We start from the raw sequence: 17,187 nt of genomic DNA, 5'->3' as shown, positions 1-17,187 counted from the left end.
TTTTCTTTTATATTGTTATAACTTTTATTACTTTCTTTTGTTTAATAAATATAAAAAACATCCATCCCAAACAAATGGGACGAATGCTTATATCCGTGGTTCCACCCAAATTAAATTAAAATTTAATTCATCTTATTTTTATAACGGCGTTGCCGATGGCATTTCTCATATGATACTAAACCATAGCTCAAGGATAGTCTTCTTATAAATCATATTTAGAAATGATTTCAGCCAAGTCATTTCCTCTCTGTAAACTGTATTTTTATAATACTCTTCCTTTTCATCGCAATTTACTATTAACTTACTCTTTTATTTATTATTCTCAAAAAATTAATTTTTATAATTATTTTATAATATTATATTATCATTTTTGTATATTTTTTACAATAAATTCTTTATTTTCTTCTCTTTAACTAAATATATTTTATGTCAAGAGTAAATATTTTACTTGAATATTTTAAAATACTTTTGGATATACTTGTAGATAAATTTATTGAAGGAGGGAGAAAAATGAAACATACTAAAATAATTATTGGAATTGTCATAGTCTTAATAATAAGTATACCAGCTTTTCTTTACTTTAATTATAGTGATAAATCGCTTATAAAAAACACTTCATCTACCAGTACTAGTGGAAGTAATGATACTGATACTAATGTTTCCAATAATAGTTCAAATTCTAATGGTTCTAAAAATAATAGCAGCAATAAGAATACTGAACCCACTACCACTGATTCTGAAGCAAGTACCACTGGTTCTTCAGCTTCAACAGTAACAGCTAATATGACTTACCTTTCACTAAATGATTTTGCCTCATCACTTAGTTGTGTAAACTATACAATTAAAGAAGGCGATACACTAACTTCTATATGTAGCAAATATAATACTTACTGCAATTTAAACACCAGCATAAATTTGGTTACTCTTATTAATAATATTACCAACCCTGAAGAGCTAACCATTGGAAATACATTAAAAATACCTGAAAGTACTTTTGTAAGTGGTACTTTATATAAAATTAAGGAAGGGGATTCCTGGTATAAGATAAGAGATACTTATTATAAAAATTATGATATAGATAATTTTATGAACTTTATCATTGATTTAAATGAGCTTCCAAATAATGTGCTTCCTTTAGGAGAAACTATATTTCTACCAGCTTTGAGTGTATAATTTATATTTTTTGTTAAACTTTCTCTAAATATTTTAAGATATTCTTAACAATAGTTGATTAAACTTCTTTTTCCAACTATACTAAGTTATATAAGTATATTAATATATTTAATATTTTAAGGAGAATTATATGAAATATTTATCTGATTTACATACCCATAGTATAGTTAGTGGGCATGCATATACAACATTATTAGAAAATATAAATTATTGTGCAGAAAAAGGTATAAAAGTTTTAGGTACTTCTGAACATGCACCTTCTATGCCTGGTGCTCCACACTATTGGTACTTTGGTAACTTAAAGGTTGTTCCTAGAGTTATAAACGGAGTTACCATCTTAAAAGGTTGTGAAGCCAATATATTAGACATTGAAGGTTCATTAGATATGTCAGATGAAGCATCAAAAAATCTTGATTATATGATTGCTTCATTCCATGAACCTGTATTCAAACCTAGATCAAGGGAAGAAAATACATTAGCCATATTAAATGTTATGGATAAATATGATAAAGTAGAAATCCTAGGACATCTAGGAAATCCTAACTATCAGCTGAATTATGAAGCCATAATAAAAAAAGCTAAAGAAAAAGACATTATGATTGAAATAAATAATAGTTCATTACTTGGTTCATCAAGAATTGGTAGTGATGTAAACTGCAAAAAAGTTGCCCTTCTTTGCAAAGAAATAGGCACAAAGGTAATTTTAACTTCTGATGCTCATATTAACACATGCATAGGGGTATTTAATAAAGGAATTGAGCTTTTAAAGGAAATACAAATGCCAGAGGAACTAGTAATGAATGATCCTGAAAAATTAATAGCGCACCTTAAATCTAAAGGTAGATTGTCAGATTTATAATAACTTGATAACCTCCCTTTTACTTAATATATAAATAAAAAAGATGGAAAAACTTTAATAAAAAGCTTTCCCATCTTTTTTATATAAGCTCTTGGCGGGGGCAGTCGGAATCGAACCAACATTGACGGAGTCAGAATCCGTTGTCCTACCGTTGAACGATGCCCCTATATACCTAATAAAAAAACATAACTTATTACCATTCCATAATAATACATATTTTACATTTTGTAAATATATTTATCTAATTTTATTTACAAAATACAAGATAGCCTAAAAGGCTATCCTATATATTATATTAATCCTCTTTTTTTCTTAAAGATTTTATTGCATGAGTTAATTTTATAGGATTACCATATCTTAAAGTACCCATTCTATATATTTTTGATGCTAATACTCCAACTAATAAAGTTGATACTATTAAAATCAATGCTGAAACTATCATTTCCATTATTGAAATAGATCCTAGAGCTACACGAGTAACTATAGTCATACATGAAGTAAATGGAACATATGATGCCACCTTAACAATTACATTATCAGGATTCATTAATCCAAATAAAGCAATAAAGAATCCAATCACAAATACAAAGTTGATACTTCCAATACTCTTACCAATATCCTCTGTTTTTGATACAAGCGCACCTAATGCTGCATAAATAAATGCATAGAATATATATCCTATAAGCCCAAAGACTGCAAATGTTAGTACTATATTTGCTGGTATAGCAAGAAAGTTATCTAATAACCCATTCCAAGCTACTCCATTGACTTTATAAGTAATAACTCCACCCCCAAGCATTACTCCTACTTGAATAACACTGGCAATAGTACCTGCAATTACCTTCCCAAAAATCAAGCTATTTGTTGATGTACTTGTTACTAATATTTCCATAGCACGGCTGCTTTTTTCTGAAGCAACTGATGTTGCTATAAGCTGTCCATACATGATTATCATAAAGTATAAAACAAACACTAATATATAAGCATAGAAGTAGTTTTCTGAACTATCTTTTCCAAGAACATTAATATCTGATTCTATTGGCATATTATATATTGTATTTATTTCATTAAAATCAAGTCCCTTTTCACTTATAGCTTGTTGCTTATACATATATCCTAAAGCTTGGTCAAAAATAGCTTGTTCTGAATCATGTAATCCTTTATTTTTTACAAAGTATGTATACTTTGTAAGGCTTTCAACTTCAAATCCACCTTCAACTTGTCCATCTTTCACTAATTTTTCCAATTCATCATTACTACTTGCTGTTTGCCATTCTGAATTTGGATAAAAACTCTTTAAATACTCCATATCTATTATATTATTTTCATCATAAATGGCATATTTACTTTTATCTTCCTCTGACTTTGCTTTTTCATCTTCTTCAGCTTTTTCTTCTGTAGCTAGCTGTGGAATAATACCTGATAAATCTACCATTGATGGTAGACATATTCCTACTATCAAAAAAGCTGTAATTAAAACTGTTGTCAGTATATATGCCTTACTTTTAAAATAATTGTTTAATTCAAATCCTACTACCTTAAAAAAATTATTCATTATTATCACCTGCTTTCAAAACAAATATATCAGTAAGGGTAGGCTCATATTCACCAAACTTTTCTATATCTACTCCACTATTTATAAGTGCTAAAAGTAGCTGTTTCTTACTTATATCTTTCTTTAATTCCAATACGATAAATTCCTTTTTAACTTGATTTACACTAACAAGATTAGAAAAATCATTTTCACAAAATTCCTTTAATTTCTCTAATGAATAGTTGCAAGCACTTAATACAAGCCTATTTTCACCAAATTTCTTTTTTATGTCCTTTAGGTTACCACTTAGAATAATTTCTCCCTTATTAACTATGGCAATGTCTTCACAAAACTCTTCTACATAGCTCATTTGATGGCTTGAGAAAATTACTAACTTATTATCTGCAATAAGTTCATTGATACAATCTTTCAATATTTGTGAATTAACAGGATCTAGTCCACTGAAAGGTTCATCAAGTATTACTATTTCTGGATTAGCTACCAGTGTCTGAGCCAATTGCACTTTTTGTTGATTACCTTTTGATAATGTATCTAATTTTCTATCTGCATACTCTTCTACACCTAATTTTTTAAGCCACTTATAAGTATTTTCTTTTGCTTCCTTTTTAGATAATCCTCTTAAAGTAGCAAGATAAATTATTTGTTCTGCAACCTTTCTTTTAGGATATAAACCTCTTTCTTCTGGCAGATATCCTATCTTATAATCCAATGGTTTGAATTTTTTCCCATTTATTAATATTTCCCCACTATTTGCTCTGAAAACATCCATCAATATACGAATTGTTGTTGTTTTACCTGCACCATTTCTTCCTAATAACCCTAAGGCTTTTCCACTTTCTACTGTAAAAGATATTCCATGTAGAACTTCAGTTTCGCCAAAAACCTTCTTTAAACCTTTTACCTCTAATTTTAACGCACTCAAAGTTTTCTCCTCCCTTTTATGTAGTATTGTATAACTCATATTACATTATAAATAACACTTTGTCAACTTTTTCCTAATAAAATTCTATACACATTTTTCAATACATGTATTGAATTTCCATATACTTTTTACATCCATCATAATCATATTTGCCCTCATTGTCAATTTTTCCTATGATTAATTCCCTAAAACACTAAAGCAGCGGTTTGAGATTACTTCCGCTGCTTAATTTTATCTTATGGTATTAAAATTTTTCCTTATTCCTTTTTATCCCATTCCTTTAATGCTTCTTCTACAGACCTTTGCATTTCTTTAGAAAATGGTGCTTTTACCTTAAAATTATAATGCATTTGCGCATAGTTTTTAGCATTATATTTATTCTTTGCAGTAAATAATTGATCCCTTTTTCTAAACATATCATCAATATCTTCCTTGGAAAGCTCATTATATCTTTCTTCAAAGACTACATATTTTTCCGCAAACCTCTCTTTTAATGGCACCATGTAATCTTCTGGATAATATCCTAAAGTAAGCATTGCCACTGGAAACACATATTCTGGCAAATTAAACAATGTCTTATGATATTCCTTTTGTTCCATTATGTCTCCAATATAGCAAGAACCAATCCCAAGACTTTCTGCTGCTATTACTGCATTTTCTGCTGCTATTACTGCATCTTGTACTGCCAGAACAAAGCTTCCAGCAGAAGGCCCAGCAAAGGTTTCTCCTCTATCCTTTTGAAATTCTCTTACACCATTTACTTCATAATATTTATACCATTTGCTATAATCAGCTAAGAAAATCAATATTAAAGGTGCCTTTGCTATAAAAGGCTGATTATCACAGCTTATAGCTAATTTTTTCTTTGTTTCCTCTTTTCTTACAGTAATTATTGAATATGTCATCATATTACCAGCTGTTGGTGCCCTCATGGCAGCATTTAAGATAATATCTAAATGCTCATCTGATATATTTTCTTCCTTATATCTCCTTAAAGAGCCTCTTTTCATTATGGTACAAATTGTTTCATTCATAAATACCCCTCATTTCCTCTTTTAACCACTTATCTATTACTTAAACTAAAAGACATAGTTAATACTATGGCTTTAAATTTTCTGTTGTTAAACTAAATATGCTGTTAATAACTTAATTGTATTCTCAAGAGCTGAAACATGGGTCCTTTCCATACCATGGGAAGCATGTACTCCTGGCCCTATCAATGCCCCTCTAATATCATTTCCACCTCTTAAAGCAGCACTAACATCAGAACCATACATTGGATATATATCCACTGCATAGCTTAATTCATTTTTCTTAGCTAAGTTTACTAGCTCCGTTACCATATTATAGTCATATGGGCCACTTGAATCTTTAGCACAAATTGAAACATCATATTCACTACAGCTTAAATCTTCTCCTATGCATCCCATATCCACTGAAATCATTTCAGTTATATCTGCTGGTATATATGCTGCTCCATGTCCTACTTCTTCATAAGTAGAAATAAGTATCTTGGTAGTATACTTTGGAGTTATATCTTCTCTTTTAAACATTTCAATCATAGCTATAAGTGCTGATACGCTTCCCTTATCATCAATGAATCTTGATTTAATAAAGCCTGATTCTGTTATGGTAGTCTTTGGATCTATAAAAATAAAATCGCCTGGTGCTATACCTAGCTTTTCTACATCTTCTTTTGACTTTACCACTTCATCAATTCTAACTTCCATGTTTTCATCATCTCTTTTTTTAGTGCTGGCATCTTTAAAAACATGGGCAGCAGGACTTGTACTTAAGAAAGTACCAGTATAAAGCTTACCTTCTCTTGTTCTTATAGTACAATATTCTCCATCTAAAGTAGGTACTATAGGTCCACCTAAAAGAGTGAATCTTAATGTTCCGCTACCTGTTATTGAACGAACCATAGCTCCTAAAGTATCCACATGAGCAGAAAGCCCTACAACTCTCTCATTACTTTCTCCTGGTATTGTTATAACTGCACAACCTTTATTAGTTCTTTGAAAATTATATCCATAAGGCTTTAACATTTCTTCAATTTTATCTATTATTTCAAAACAAAATCCTGTTGGACTATTAAAACTTAATATTTCCTTTGACGTATTTAATAGAAACTCTCTATTCACATTATATTTCATAACCATTTCCTCCCAACTCTTCTTTACATAATCTATTTAAAACTATTTTCCTTCTTTGGTCAATAAATATAAATTACATCTATATATTATTTAGAATTAACTAAATAAATCTATTATTTCATCTCTGGAAAGCTTTCCTATGACATTACTTCCTATTTCCTCACCACTTATGACTTTATTAATTAGTTCTCTCTTATCCTCTTGCAGTCTTATGATATTTTCTTCCACAGAATCTTTAGCTATAAGCTTGATTACTTCAACAATATTCTGCTGGCCAATTCTATGAGCTCTATCGGTAGCTTGATCTTCAATGGCTGGATTCCACCAAGGATCAAAATGTAGCACTAAATCTGAAGATGTAAGGTTAAGGCCAGTACCTCCTGCTTTTAAAGAAATTAAGAATATCTTTAAATCTTCACTTTCATTAAACTCCTTCACCATCTCCACTCTTTTATTAGCTTTTGTACTACCATCTAAATATAAATATCCTATATTTTTTTCTGATAATTCACTACCTAATTTCTGTAGCACAGATGTAAATTGTGAAAAAATAAGTACCTTTCTATTTTCTACAATTGCCATATTTACAATATTTAGAGCTGCTTCTATTTTAGCACTTCTCCCTACATAATCATCTAAAATAAGTGATGGATCTAAGCATAATTGCCTTAGCTTAGTTAGATAAGAAAATACGGTAATCTTATTATCTTCTCCGCTATATAACTTTTGCCTCACTTCTTTTATATAAGACTGATAAACGGCCTTTTGATTTTCCTTCATCTCTACCATGAATTTCTTTTCAATCTTATTTGGCAATTCATCAATTACATCCTTTTTTAGCCTTCTTAATATAAATGGCTTAATAAGCTCTTTAAGCTCATCATACATATCTTCTTTAAGATATTTTTCTTTAAATTTTGCCTCACTTAACAAATATCCTGGCATGATATAATCAAAAATTGACCATAATTCCATTAAATTATTTTCCATAGGTGTTCCACTTAATGCTATACGGCAACTAGCTTTTATTGCTTTAACATACTTGGTGTTTTGTGCCTTTGAATTTTTAATATTTTGAGCCTCATCTATAATACAGAAATCAAATTCCTTTTCCTTATAATATTCATAGTCATTTTTTATAAGACCATAGGTAGTTACAATTACATCAAACTCTTTTTCCATCATTACAGACCTGCTTTTTTTATCTCCATGAATTATTCCCACCTTAAGACTTGGTGCAAATTTATTAAACTCATCTCGCCAGTTATATATAAGAGATGTAGGTGTAATAACAATTGATTTTTTACCTTTTTGACTTAATAGAAAAGCTATTATTTGAATTGTCTTTCCTAATCCCATTTCATCAGCTAATATTCCTCCAACCTTCAAGTTGGCAATTTCATTAAGCCAATTAAATCCTTCTACTTGATAGTTTCTAAGTTTGGCATTTAAATCATCAGGTACTTCCCTCTGTTGCCTATTACTTAAGCCTTTATCAAGTTCCTTTATGGTTTCTTCACCTTTATCAAAAGCTGTTCCTTGATTTTTTAAACTTTCATTTATATAAAGCATCTTATTTTTATCTATCGTTATATTATCATCAGATATATCTAAACTATCTAAGATATTTAATATTCTAATTACTGTCTTATCTTTCAAATCAAGATAGTTATTATTTTTTGTCTTATAAAATCCCTTTTTGTTTTTCATCTGGTTTAAAACAAAATTTAACTCTTTAATGGTGAAGTCCTTTACCTTAAAATAATATCCATCCTCCTCTTCAATAAATGAATATTCTAAGTCTTTTCCTTTAATAAGTCTTATATCTTTAAAGGCATTGTTCAGGTATACCTTACCTTCTTTTAAAAGTTCTTTAAATCTAACTGAAAGCAAATCATATATATCTTCATCTTGCCCAATAAATTTAAATTTGTTAGCCTCTTTAATAAATTTAAGTTTTTCCATTTCCATAACAATTTTTTCTTCATATATCTTGTCACGGATAAAACTCAATTTACTTACGTCTTCAAGCAATGTTATTTTTCCTACGGGATAATTTATATCTACCTTGCAATAAATTTCATCATTAGCCTTAATGAAATAAAATTCTGGTTTTATTAAACCTTTAACTAATCTTTTAACTCCTTCTCCTAAGGATATGTCCTCTGTTATATTAGAAAGAATTGTTAAAATTTTCACTAAACTTTCCTCATTATTAGCAATCATAACCTGTCCTTTATCCATCAACGGCTTATAGATTACTTTTAAAAATTTGATTTGCTCTTTAGTAGGAACATATATTTTTCTGTCATATAAAAATACATCTAAAGAATCATTTAAAGGAATTGGCATCTTATTGGTAGTTGTTACTGATATTTTTCCTTCTTTAATCTTTATATTAAAATGTATTGGCAGCACTTTCTTAATAACTTCTGCCTTATAATTAACATAATCATAATTAAAGATGATACTTTTGTTATCCTCTAAAAGCATTAAAAATTCTTTCAACTCATCTGCTTTAATTTCAAAGTATCTTCCTATTATCCTTTTTCCCTTGGAATCTTTGCTGATTATATTTTTATTAATATAACTGATGATTCTTTCTGCCTCTTCATTAAGTATATGTTTATGAGGATTATACACAAAATTATCATTAAGGCTTAAAAATTTCTTATTTTCCATGCAATAAATAAACTCATTAATAGATTTCATAAGTGCTAATGAACTATCACCAATCCACAACTGAGCAATATACTTTTCATGACCATTTTCCTTAATAGCTTTAAGCCTTGGCTCTATTTTAAGGGAAACTTTTTCAATCTTTATAGGCTCCTTACTACCTTTTTTCTTTTCATTCTTTTTTGCTATCATATAAAATTTATAGGCCACAGCCATCATATGCTTACATTTAAAATCTCTATGTACATATTTATTATCTAAGAAATCCTCACAACTACAATTTTCACCTGAAATTTTTTTATTTGGTAAGTCAACTTTTATGTGAACATTATAATACTTCTCAATTTTTTCATCTTTAACTTTTCCATATATATGATATATACTTTCTATCTTCTTACCTTTAATATCACTTACAAATTTATTTTGATAAAGCCTTTTTCCTTCAATTCTACTTATCTTTGATCCTGATAGTAATATAAGGTCAAGCATTTCATTCAAATCCATAAATTTCACCCCGATTCCTCTATATTTTATACACAATTATAGCACAATAAAAATAACTGCATCTACTAATAATCTATCTTATTCTTTATTGGATTCTATAATAAATATATTTTTTTCCATTATATTTTATCAATATACCCTATCTTATTTCTTATAAAAGATTTTTTTATGGGTATTGCATATATATATTAGGTATATTATTTTTTGAGGAATTTAAAATGATTGATATTGTAGTTGAAACAAAACTTATTGCTAACTATATTAAAAACTTAAGGAAATATTTTCATATGTATCCTGAACTAAGTATGCAAGAATTTAAAACAAGTAAAAAAATTCAAGAAGAACTTAAGAAGATAAATGTTCCATATTTAAATGAAGTAAAAACGGAAGTAATTGCTTCCATCGGTAATAATCAAGGTAGAACCATTGCCTTACGCTGTGATATGGATGGTTTAAAAATAACTGAAAATACTGGTGTACCTTATGCTTCAATTAATAAAGGAATTATGCACGCTTGTGGTCATGATGCCCATATGGCTTCACTTATAGGTGCTGCCATCGTATTAAAAAAATATGAAGATCTTCTTCCAGGAAAAGTACTTCTTATATTCCAACCTTCTGAAGAAAATGCCAAAGGCGCAAAACTAATATGTGAACATGGTTATTTAGATAATGTGGATGAAATATTTGGCCTACATGTATTTACTGACATAGACTGTGGAAAACTCTCTATAGAATCTGGTGCTAGAATGGCTGCCTCAGATAAATTCATCATTCATATAAACGGTAAAGCTGGACATGCTGGCACTCCTCACCAATGCATTGACGCTTCTTTAGTTTGCGCTGCCATACTCATGAACCTCCAATCAATTATCAGCCGTGAGATAGATCCTCTTGATAATGCCGTAGTAACCGTTGGCCATATTGAATCTGGCTCAACTCATAATATTATTTCCAGTAAAGCCTTTATTGAAGGTACAGTACGTACTTTTTCCGTTTCCACTGCTAAACATATAAAAGCATCCATTGAGCGTATTAGCTATGCTACTGCCCTAAGTTACGGAGCTACTGTAAATATTGACTATGAATCTTCTGCCCATCCAGCAGTAATTAATGATATAAATGTGGTAAATACCGCTCTTAATGGTGCAAAAAAAATCTTTACTGACAATACTTTCATTAAAACGCCTCCTATAATGCTAGGAGAAGATTTTTCCATATATCAGAAAAAGATTCCTGGTGCTTTTGCCTTTGTAGGTAGTGGCAATGATGAAATTGGCTGTGATCACCCTAACCATAGTGAAAAGTTTAATATAGATGAAAAATCAGTGATTATTGGCACACAATTATACTTAGCTTATGCTTTAGAAGCTTTATCAAAAACATAATAATTTTCAATATTAAAAGGGAGCCTTACTATCTAGGCTCCCTTTTAGAGTATTAAAAAATCATATAGTCATAGCTTTCATATTTTCTATTGTATCCATCATGAATAAGATTTAGTTTTACCTTCATTTCCTCTTCCATTGAAACTTCTATCCTATATTCATTATACTCTCCATTTCTATAATTAAAGCTTTCACCATCATCGCAATAATGAGTATATGCCATATGCTCTACCCCATTATTTGATCCATAGATTTCTAAATGAAGCATATTATTTTCCTTTTCACCTATATAGTTCATTTCCTCCATAATAGGAATTATAGATCCAGACTTTATATAAATAGGACATGTATCTAGCGGTGCATCTTTTATGATATACTGACCACCAGTAAATTCATCCTTAGTCCAATAATCTATCCAACTATCACCTTGAGGTAAATATACAAGCCTCTTCCTAGCACCAGCCTCTACTACAGGTGCTACTAATATATTATCACCAAATAAAAACTCATCATTTATTTCATAAGTATTTTTATCATATTGATAGTTGTATAATAATGGCTTAAATATTGGTGTACCATCAAGCTCGCATTTTCTATAAGCATCATATAAATATGGAATAAACTTATATCTTAATTTAATATATTTTCTATTTATTTCTTCTGTTTCCCTATCAAAAGCCCAAGGTTCCTGATCCCTAGTTGCCAGTGAAGAATGGTTTCTAAAAAATGGTGTAAATGTACCAACTTGCACCCATCTACTTAATAACTCTCCAGTACAATCAAATCCAAATCCACCTACATCAGTACCGCAATATGCTAATCCACTTAATCCTAAATTCATAAGCATTGGTAGTGACATTCTAAGATGTTCCCAAGTACTTTGGTTATCTCCTGTCCATATAGTTGAATACTTTTGTGTACCAGAATAACATGCACGAGTTACGATAAATGGCCTTTTTCCTGTAGCTTTCTTTAAACCTTCATAAGTGGCTTTCGCCATCATATGACCATAAATATTATGAGCTTCTTTGTGGGCCATAGGAACTCCATCATCATTAAACATTACATCATCTGGCAATGGTCCATTAAAGCTTGCTGGTTCATTCATGTCATTCCAGATACCTGATACACCTGAATCTAACATTATTTTTTGATTATTCCCCCACCAATTTCTCACAGCACTGTTCATAAAATCAGGATATACTGCATCGCCTGGCCATACTTTATTAACATAAACCACTCCATCTTTATCAGTGGCAAAATATCCCTTTTTAAGTCCTTCATCATATATACTATAGCCTTTTTCCTTCTTAACTCCTGGATCAACAATTGTCACTACCTTAAATCCCTTTTCCTTTAATTTTTTCATTATTTCCTCTGGATTACTAAACCTGTTATTATTCCAAGTAAAGACTTTATATCTATCCATGTAATCAATATCTAAATATAAGATATCGCAAGGAATATCTTTTTCCCTAAAGCTATTGGCAATTTCCATCAATCTTTCTTCATTGCCATATGACCATCTACTTTGAGCATAACCTAATGTCCAAAGTGCTGGAAGAGGTGTTCTTCCTGTAAGATAAGTATATCGCTCTACCACTTTATTAATTTGTGGTCCATTAATAAAATAATAATCAATATTACCATCTACTGCTGAAAAGTAATAATAATTACTATTTTCCTTACCCATATCAAAATGAGTTTCAAAATGATTATCAAAGAATATTCCATAGGCATTTCCTTTTTCTAATGCTATTAGAAATGGAATAGATTTATATAAGGCTTCAAAGGTTTCTCCATGTGGCGCTGGATTATCTGTATTCCAATTCTTATAATGATATCCTCGCTTATTTAAGGAGCCTGTTCTCTCTCCTAACCCATAAAATAAAGTATCCTCATTCATAGTTTTTTTGACAAATACTTTAAATTCTTCTTCTTTAGCATATTCATGTCCTTCATCCTCTAGTAAAGTGTAATCACCACTACGTCTTATAAAGGGACTTCTTTTTCCTCGATGATCTGAACATATAAGCTCATTTTCTATGGTATATATATCTATCATAAATTCATCATAAACTTTTATTATAAGAGCTTCTGTGATAATGTCGATAACACCTGTTCTTTTCTCCACTGTAAAATTACATATATTATTATCTAAATATTCTATAGCTTTAGATTTTCTTCCCTTGGAAATCTTTGGTACAAAGAAATTTATTATATCTTTCGTAATAATCTTTATATATGCAGTACTTTTCTCATAATTAACGCTTACTGTATTTTCATCAATAGTATAACTTAATAATTCTCCAAATTTTTCTACCATAATACCCTCTTATTCTTATATATTTTCTTTTATTATTTTAGCAGGGTTCCCACCTACCACTACATTGTCTGGCACATCTTTAACAACAACAGCTCCAGCTGCTACAACTACATTATTTCCAATTGTCACACCTGGTGTAATTATACTTCTTCCACCTAACCACACATTATTACCAATGGTAACTGCCTTACCATATTCAGCACCACTACATCTTTTTACTGCATCTAGCGGATGAGTGGCTGTATAAATATGAACACCTGGTGCTAAAAATACATTTTTTCCTATAGTAACTGGACATACATCTAATATTACGCAATCAAAATTGGCATAGAAATTATCACCTACTTTGATGTTATATCCATAATCACACTTAAATGTTGGTTCAATAAATATATTTTCTCCTACTTCTCCCAAAAGTTCTTCTAATATTTCTTTTCTCTTCTCCATTTCAGTTTCAATTGTATTATTATAAATTCTCGTAAGTCTTCTAGCATTTATTCTTTCATTTACTAAAGTTTCATCTCCAGATAAATACATTTCTCCATTAACCATTTTTTCTTTCTCACTTCTCATAATTAGCTCCTCTTTAATAAACAATTTATGTTATTATTAATATAATACTGTAATTATATATTAACTTTTACCTTAATACTTCATTAAAAATTACATTTTTATATAACAAAACTGCTCTAGGAGGATTTATGAATTCAGATTTACTTAATTTAAAAGAAAATAAAAATCATGGAGATTTTAATATTTTGCTTAGCACTTATAAAGGTGAAATAACAGAAGCCTTTCCTCATGTGGTATTGCATTGGCATAAGGAAATAGAAATGACCTTAATCCTAAAGGGAAAAGCTGAATATAAAATAGATTTTGCTACATTTACAGTGAATGAAGGAGATATTGTTATTATTTCTCCTGAAAGTCTTCACGCCATCAATAAAATTAACAGTTATGATATGGAATGGACAACTATAATATTTAGTCTTGATTTGCTTAAAAGTCATCTTACTGATGGATGCTCACTAAATTATATTTCCCCTTTGCTGAATAAAAGTTATAAGCTACCTGTAATAATCAATTCTGAAAGCTCTGGTTATAAAAAAATTTATTCAATTATTAAGGAAATCCTTTCTACATATGATAAAAAAGATATTGCTTATGAATTAGAACTAAAATCCATGCTATTTAACCTCTTTGCAAATTTCTATAAATATAACTATGTCCATAAAGAAAATAACTATAGTGAACTTACTAATGATATTCAAAATAAAATGAAAACCATCCTTAATTATGTACAGGAAAATTACAATAGAGATATTTCTATTAAAGAAATTTCTAAGTTATGTAATTTCAGTGAATATTATTTTATGAGATTTTTTAAAAAATATTCTGGTACTTCTTGTTTAAAATATATTAATAACTATAGATTAGAAAAAGCTGCTGAATTATTAAAATCCACTGCCTATTCTATTACAGATATTTCTTTAGAATGTGGCTTTAACAATTTATCGTATTTCAATAAGTTATTTAAAAGAAAATATCATCTTACTCCAAGAGAGTTTAGGGATAATATATAAATTTTAATATTGCCTTAATATACCTTAATAGGTTATACTAAATGTGCAAAATAAATATACATTTAAATTTGGAGGTACTAAAATGAGTTGTGGATGTTCAAACTTAGGAAATGACGGAAAAGCTGTAGTAGATTTAGTAAGAAGTAAAGGAAAAGCTGATCTTAAATTAAGAAATGCTTATGAGATAAATTGTTCTTGTGGACAAACTTTTACTATGGAAATATTAGTTGATAGATGCCCTCATTGTAATATGACATATGGAGTTACACCATGTAGCCAAGGAGATGTTAATAACATCAAAGCTGCTGGAATTAACTACTAATATTATTTAAGCCCAGCAAATTGTGCTGGGCTTAAATTCATATTGATAAATCTTTTATTTCCTTCATCACCTATATATCTCATAACAATATTAATTTAAAAGATTAAAGTAACTAATTTTAGTTTTTTCGAATATATTAGATATTATATCAATTAAAGGAGTATAAAAATGCATATTTTTTCTTCTATTTTACTTGCATTTTCCTCAAGCATTGACAGTCTGATAATAGGCATTGCCTATGGAGTAAAACAAATTAGAATAAAACTCATCATTAATTTAGTAATTTCCATAATTGTAACGTTAACAACATTTCTTGCTATGTGTTTAGGACACCTTATTTGTGATTATATTCCCACTGGCATTTGCAACTATATAGGTTCAAGTTTATTAATAATAGTAGGCTTATATATTCTTTGGGATTATTATAAAAAAAAGCATAAGCATACGGAAGAAAACTTAGTAGAATTTATTAACTCTTTAGATTATGACGAGATAGTTGATCTTAATAAAACTGCCGACATAAATGGCTCTGGAAACATTGAAATAAGTGAAGCAATAACTTTAGCATTATCCTTAAGCATCAATAATCTTGCTTTAGGAATTGGTGCTAGTATTTCAGGTATAAGCATATTTCTCACCACAATTTTAACCTTTGTTTTTAGCATCATTACAATGAGCATAGGATTAAAACTTGGATCAAGGTACTTATCAAAAATTTTTGGTGAATACTCACCGCTATTTTCTGCAATTATCATAATAGCCATGGGTATATTTGAATTTTTCTTTTAATACTAAAAGACAGCTAATGTAAGCTGCCTTTTTATTTAATCTTTTCCATAAAATTTTTCAGGATATTTTATTTTTTTAAAATTGATAATAGATACTAGATAATTAAATATCTAACTTTCCCCTATATTTATTCCTAGCATTCCTGATAAAAAACCTACTATAACACATAATGCAAATCGTATAAGTTCATAAAGTCCAAACTTTGAGCTGGCACCTAATAATACTCCTGTTATATATAGTGCTATGTAAAAGAATACTCCCACTGCTAGTCCAACTAACCATCCGTTTTTACCATGAAGCTTTGCTGCTAAAATTGTTCCAAATACCAAACCAAGCGAAGTAATAACAACATAAAGGCCACTAAACATAGATTCACTTATTTCAACAAATGTCATAAATAGAGATAATATTGCTGTTAAAATTACTGTTACTGCAATAGAACCTATTAATCCCTTTAAGACACAAGAAAAATAATTCTTCCAGTCCATAAAAAAACACCTCCTATGCTTCATAATATGAAGCAGTAGAAGGTATTATTCCTTACATCTTATGCGTCTTTAGTTATTTTTTGAGCAACAGAATTCTTTGTTACTCTTATTCTAACTCTATCTGGACCACTTTGAATTACTAATTGATCTTCATCTATTGTGATGATTTTTCCAACGATTCCACCTCTTGTTAAAACCTCATCATTAACTTGTAATTCAGCTAACATGTTATTATATTTTTTACTTCTTTTCTTTTCTGGTAATATTAATAAGAAATACATTATTGCAAACATTGCTGCAAAAGGTATTACTATTTGAATTAAAGCTTGTGCCATAATTAAGTTCACCCTTCCGTATTTAATCTACATAACTTTTGTATCACTATAAATCATACTTCATTTTAAATATACTGTCAAATTTAAAATATAAACTTAACATTTTTT

At 29.3% G+C, this 17,187-nt stretch carries 15 protein-coding genes and 1 other annotated feature; of the genes, 6 read left to right on the top strand and 9 right to left on the bottom strand.

Features of this window, described 5'->3' with window-relative positions; genetic code table 11:
• Positions 1-72: 72 nt before the first annotated feature.
• Positions 73-293 (bottom strand) — a binding site (T-box leader).
• 217 nt (positions 294-510) lie between these two features.
• Together Q5O29_RS04075 and Q5O29_RS04070 are read left to right on the top strand one after the other, a co-directional pair.
• The gene (locus Q5O29_RS04075) at positions 511-1,173 is read left to right on the top strand and encodes a LysM peptidoglycan-binding domain-containing protein (protein WP_022211724.1); all 663 of its coding nucleotides are present in this window, start codon (positions 511-513) and stop codon (positions 1,171-1,173) included.
• A 130-nt stretch (positions 1,174-1,303) separates the two neighbouring features.
• Complete coding sequence (locus tag Q5O29_RS04070) at positions 1,304-2,032, top strand: phosphatase (protein WP_022211723.1); 729 nt, start codon at positions 1,304-1,306, stop codon at positions 2,030-2,032.
• Positions 2,033-2,327: 295 nt separating this feature from the next.
• Here the strand turns inward: Q5O29_RS04070 and Q5O29_RS04065 are convergent, their stop codons facing one another.
• The 5 genes from Q5O29_RS04065 to Q5O29_RS04045 all read right to left on the bottom strand — a co-directional run bounded on the left by Q5O29_RS04065 (position 2,328) and on the right by Q5O29_RS04045 (position 9,848).
• Positions 2,328-3,587: an ABC transporter permease gene (locus tag Q5O29_RS04065; RefSeq protein ID WP_022211722.1), complete on the bottom strand. Its 1,260-nt coding sequence runs from the start codon at positions 3,585-3,587 to the stop codon at positions 2,328-2,330.
• Positions 3,580-4,509 carry an ABC transporter ATP-binding protein gene (locus Q5O29_RS04060; RefSeq protein WP_022211721.1) on the bottom strand — a complete coding sequence of 310 codons (930 nt, stop codon included), beginning with the start codon at positions 4,507-4,509 and terminating at the stop codon, positions 3,580-3,582. The genes Q5O29_RS04065 and Q5O29_RS04060 overlap by 8 nt, the downstream gene beginning before the upstream one ends.
• A 257-nt stretch (positions 4,510-4,766) precedes the next feature.
• The gene (locus Q5O29_RS04055; protein WP_022211720.1) at positions 4,767-5,543 is read right to left on the bottom strand and encodes a nitroreductase family protein; all 777 of its coding nucleotides are present in this window, start codon (positions 5,541-5,543) and stop codon (positions 4,767-4,769) included.
• 87 nt (positions 5,544-5,630) lie between these two features.
• Positions 5,631-6,665 (bottom strand): M42 family metallopeptidase, encoded by a 1,035-nt coding sequence (locus Q5O29_RS04050; RefSeq protein WP_022211719.1) that lies wholly within the window; start codon positions 6,663-6,665, stop codon positions 5,631-5,633.
• 96 nt (positions 6,666-6,761) lie between these two features.
• Positions 6,762-9,848, bottom strand: coding sequence for a DEAD/DEAH box helicase (locus Q5O29_RS04045; protein WP_302631112.1), 3,087 nt, complete (start codon positions 9,846-9,848; stop codon positions 6,762-6,764).
• Between the two features lie 218 nt (positions 9,849-10,066).
• On the opposite strand from Q5O29_RS04045, the gene Q5O29_RS04040 reads away from it, so the two are divergent.
• Positions 10,067-11,236 (top strand): M20 family metallopeptidase, encoded by a 1,170-nt coding sequence (locus tag Q5O29_RS04040; protein ID WP_022211717.1) that lies wholly within the window; start codon positions 10,067-10,069, stop codon positions 11,234-11,236.
• 52 nt (positions 11,237-11,288) lie between these two features.
• Here the strand turns inward: Q5O29_RS04040 and Q5O29_RS04035 are convergent, their stop codons facing one another.
• Together Q5O29_RS04035 and Q5O29_RS04030 are read right to left on the bottom strand one after the other, a co-directional pair.
• Positions 11,289-13,562 (bottom strand): glycoside hydrolase family 31 protein, encoded by a 2,274-nt coding sequence (locus tag Q5O29_RS04035; RefSeq protein ID WP_022211716.1) that lies wholly within the window; start codon positions 13,560-13,562, stop codon positions 11,289-11,291.
• A 15-nt stretch (positions 13,563-13,577) separates the two neighbouring features.
• Entirely contained in the window at positions 13,578-14,135 is a 558-nt protein-coding gene (locus Q5O29_RS04030; protein ID WP_022211715.1) for a maltose acetyltransferase domain-containing protein, read from the bottom strand.
• 128 nt (positions 14,136-14,263) lie between these two features.
• Here Q5O29_RS04030 and Q5O29_RS04025 point away from each other — a divergent pair, with 128 nt between their 5' ends.
• The 3 genes from Q5O29_RS04025 (at position 14,264) to ytaF (ending at position 16,256) form a co-directional block, all read left to right on the top strand.
• Positions 14,264-15,145 (top strand): AraC family transcriptional regulator, encoded by an 882-nt coding sequence (locus tag Q5O29_RS04025; protein WP_022211714.1) that lies wholly within the window; start codon positions 14,264-14,266, stop codon positions 15,143-15,145.
• An 82-nt stretch (positions 15,146-15,227) separates the two neighbouring features.
• Complete coding sequence (locus Q5O29_RS04020; RefSeq protein ID WP_022168123.1) at positions 15,228-15,467, top strand: hypothetical protein; 240 nt, start codon at positions 15,228-15,230, stop codon at positions 15,465-15,467.
• A gap of 168 nt (positions 15,468-15,635) precedes the next feature.
• Entirely contained in the window at positions 15,636-16,256 is a 621-nt protein-coding gene (ytaF, locus tag Q5O29_RS04015) for a sporulation membrane protein YtaF (RefSeq protein ID WP_022211713.1), read from the top strand.
• Positions 16,257-16,366: 110 nt separating this feature from the next.
• Here the strand turns inward: ytaF and Q5O29_RS04010 are convergent, their stop codons facing one another.
• Together Q5O29_RS04010 and yajC are read right to left on the bottom strand one after the other, a co-directional pair.
• Complete coding sequence (locus Q5O29_RS04010; RefSeq protein ID WP_022211712.1) at positions 16,367-16,744, bottom strand: TIGR04086 family membrane protein; 378 nt, start codon at positions 16,742-16,744, stop codon at positions 16,367-16,369.
• A 59-nt stretch (positions 16,745-16,803) separates the two neighbouring features.
• Positions 16,804-17,079: a preprotein translocase subunit YajC gene (gene yajC / locus Q5O29_RS04005; RefSeq protein WP_022211711.1), complete on the bottom strand. Its 276-nt coding sequence runs from the start codon at positions 17,077-17,079 to the stop codon at positions 16,804-16,806.
• Between the last annotated feature and the right edge of the window lie 108 nt (positions 17,080-17,187).

This window comes from Clostridium sp. CAG:265, assembly GCF_000436575.1.
GTDB classification, from domain to species: Bacteria; Bacillota; Clostridia; order Clostridiales; family Clostridiaceae; genus Clostridium; species Clostridium lentum.
This window is presented reverse-complemented; position numbering and strand designations above follow the sequence as displayed.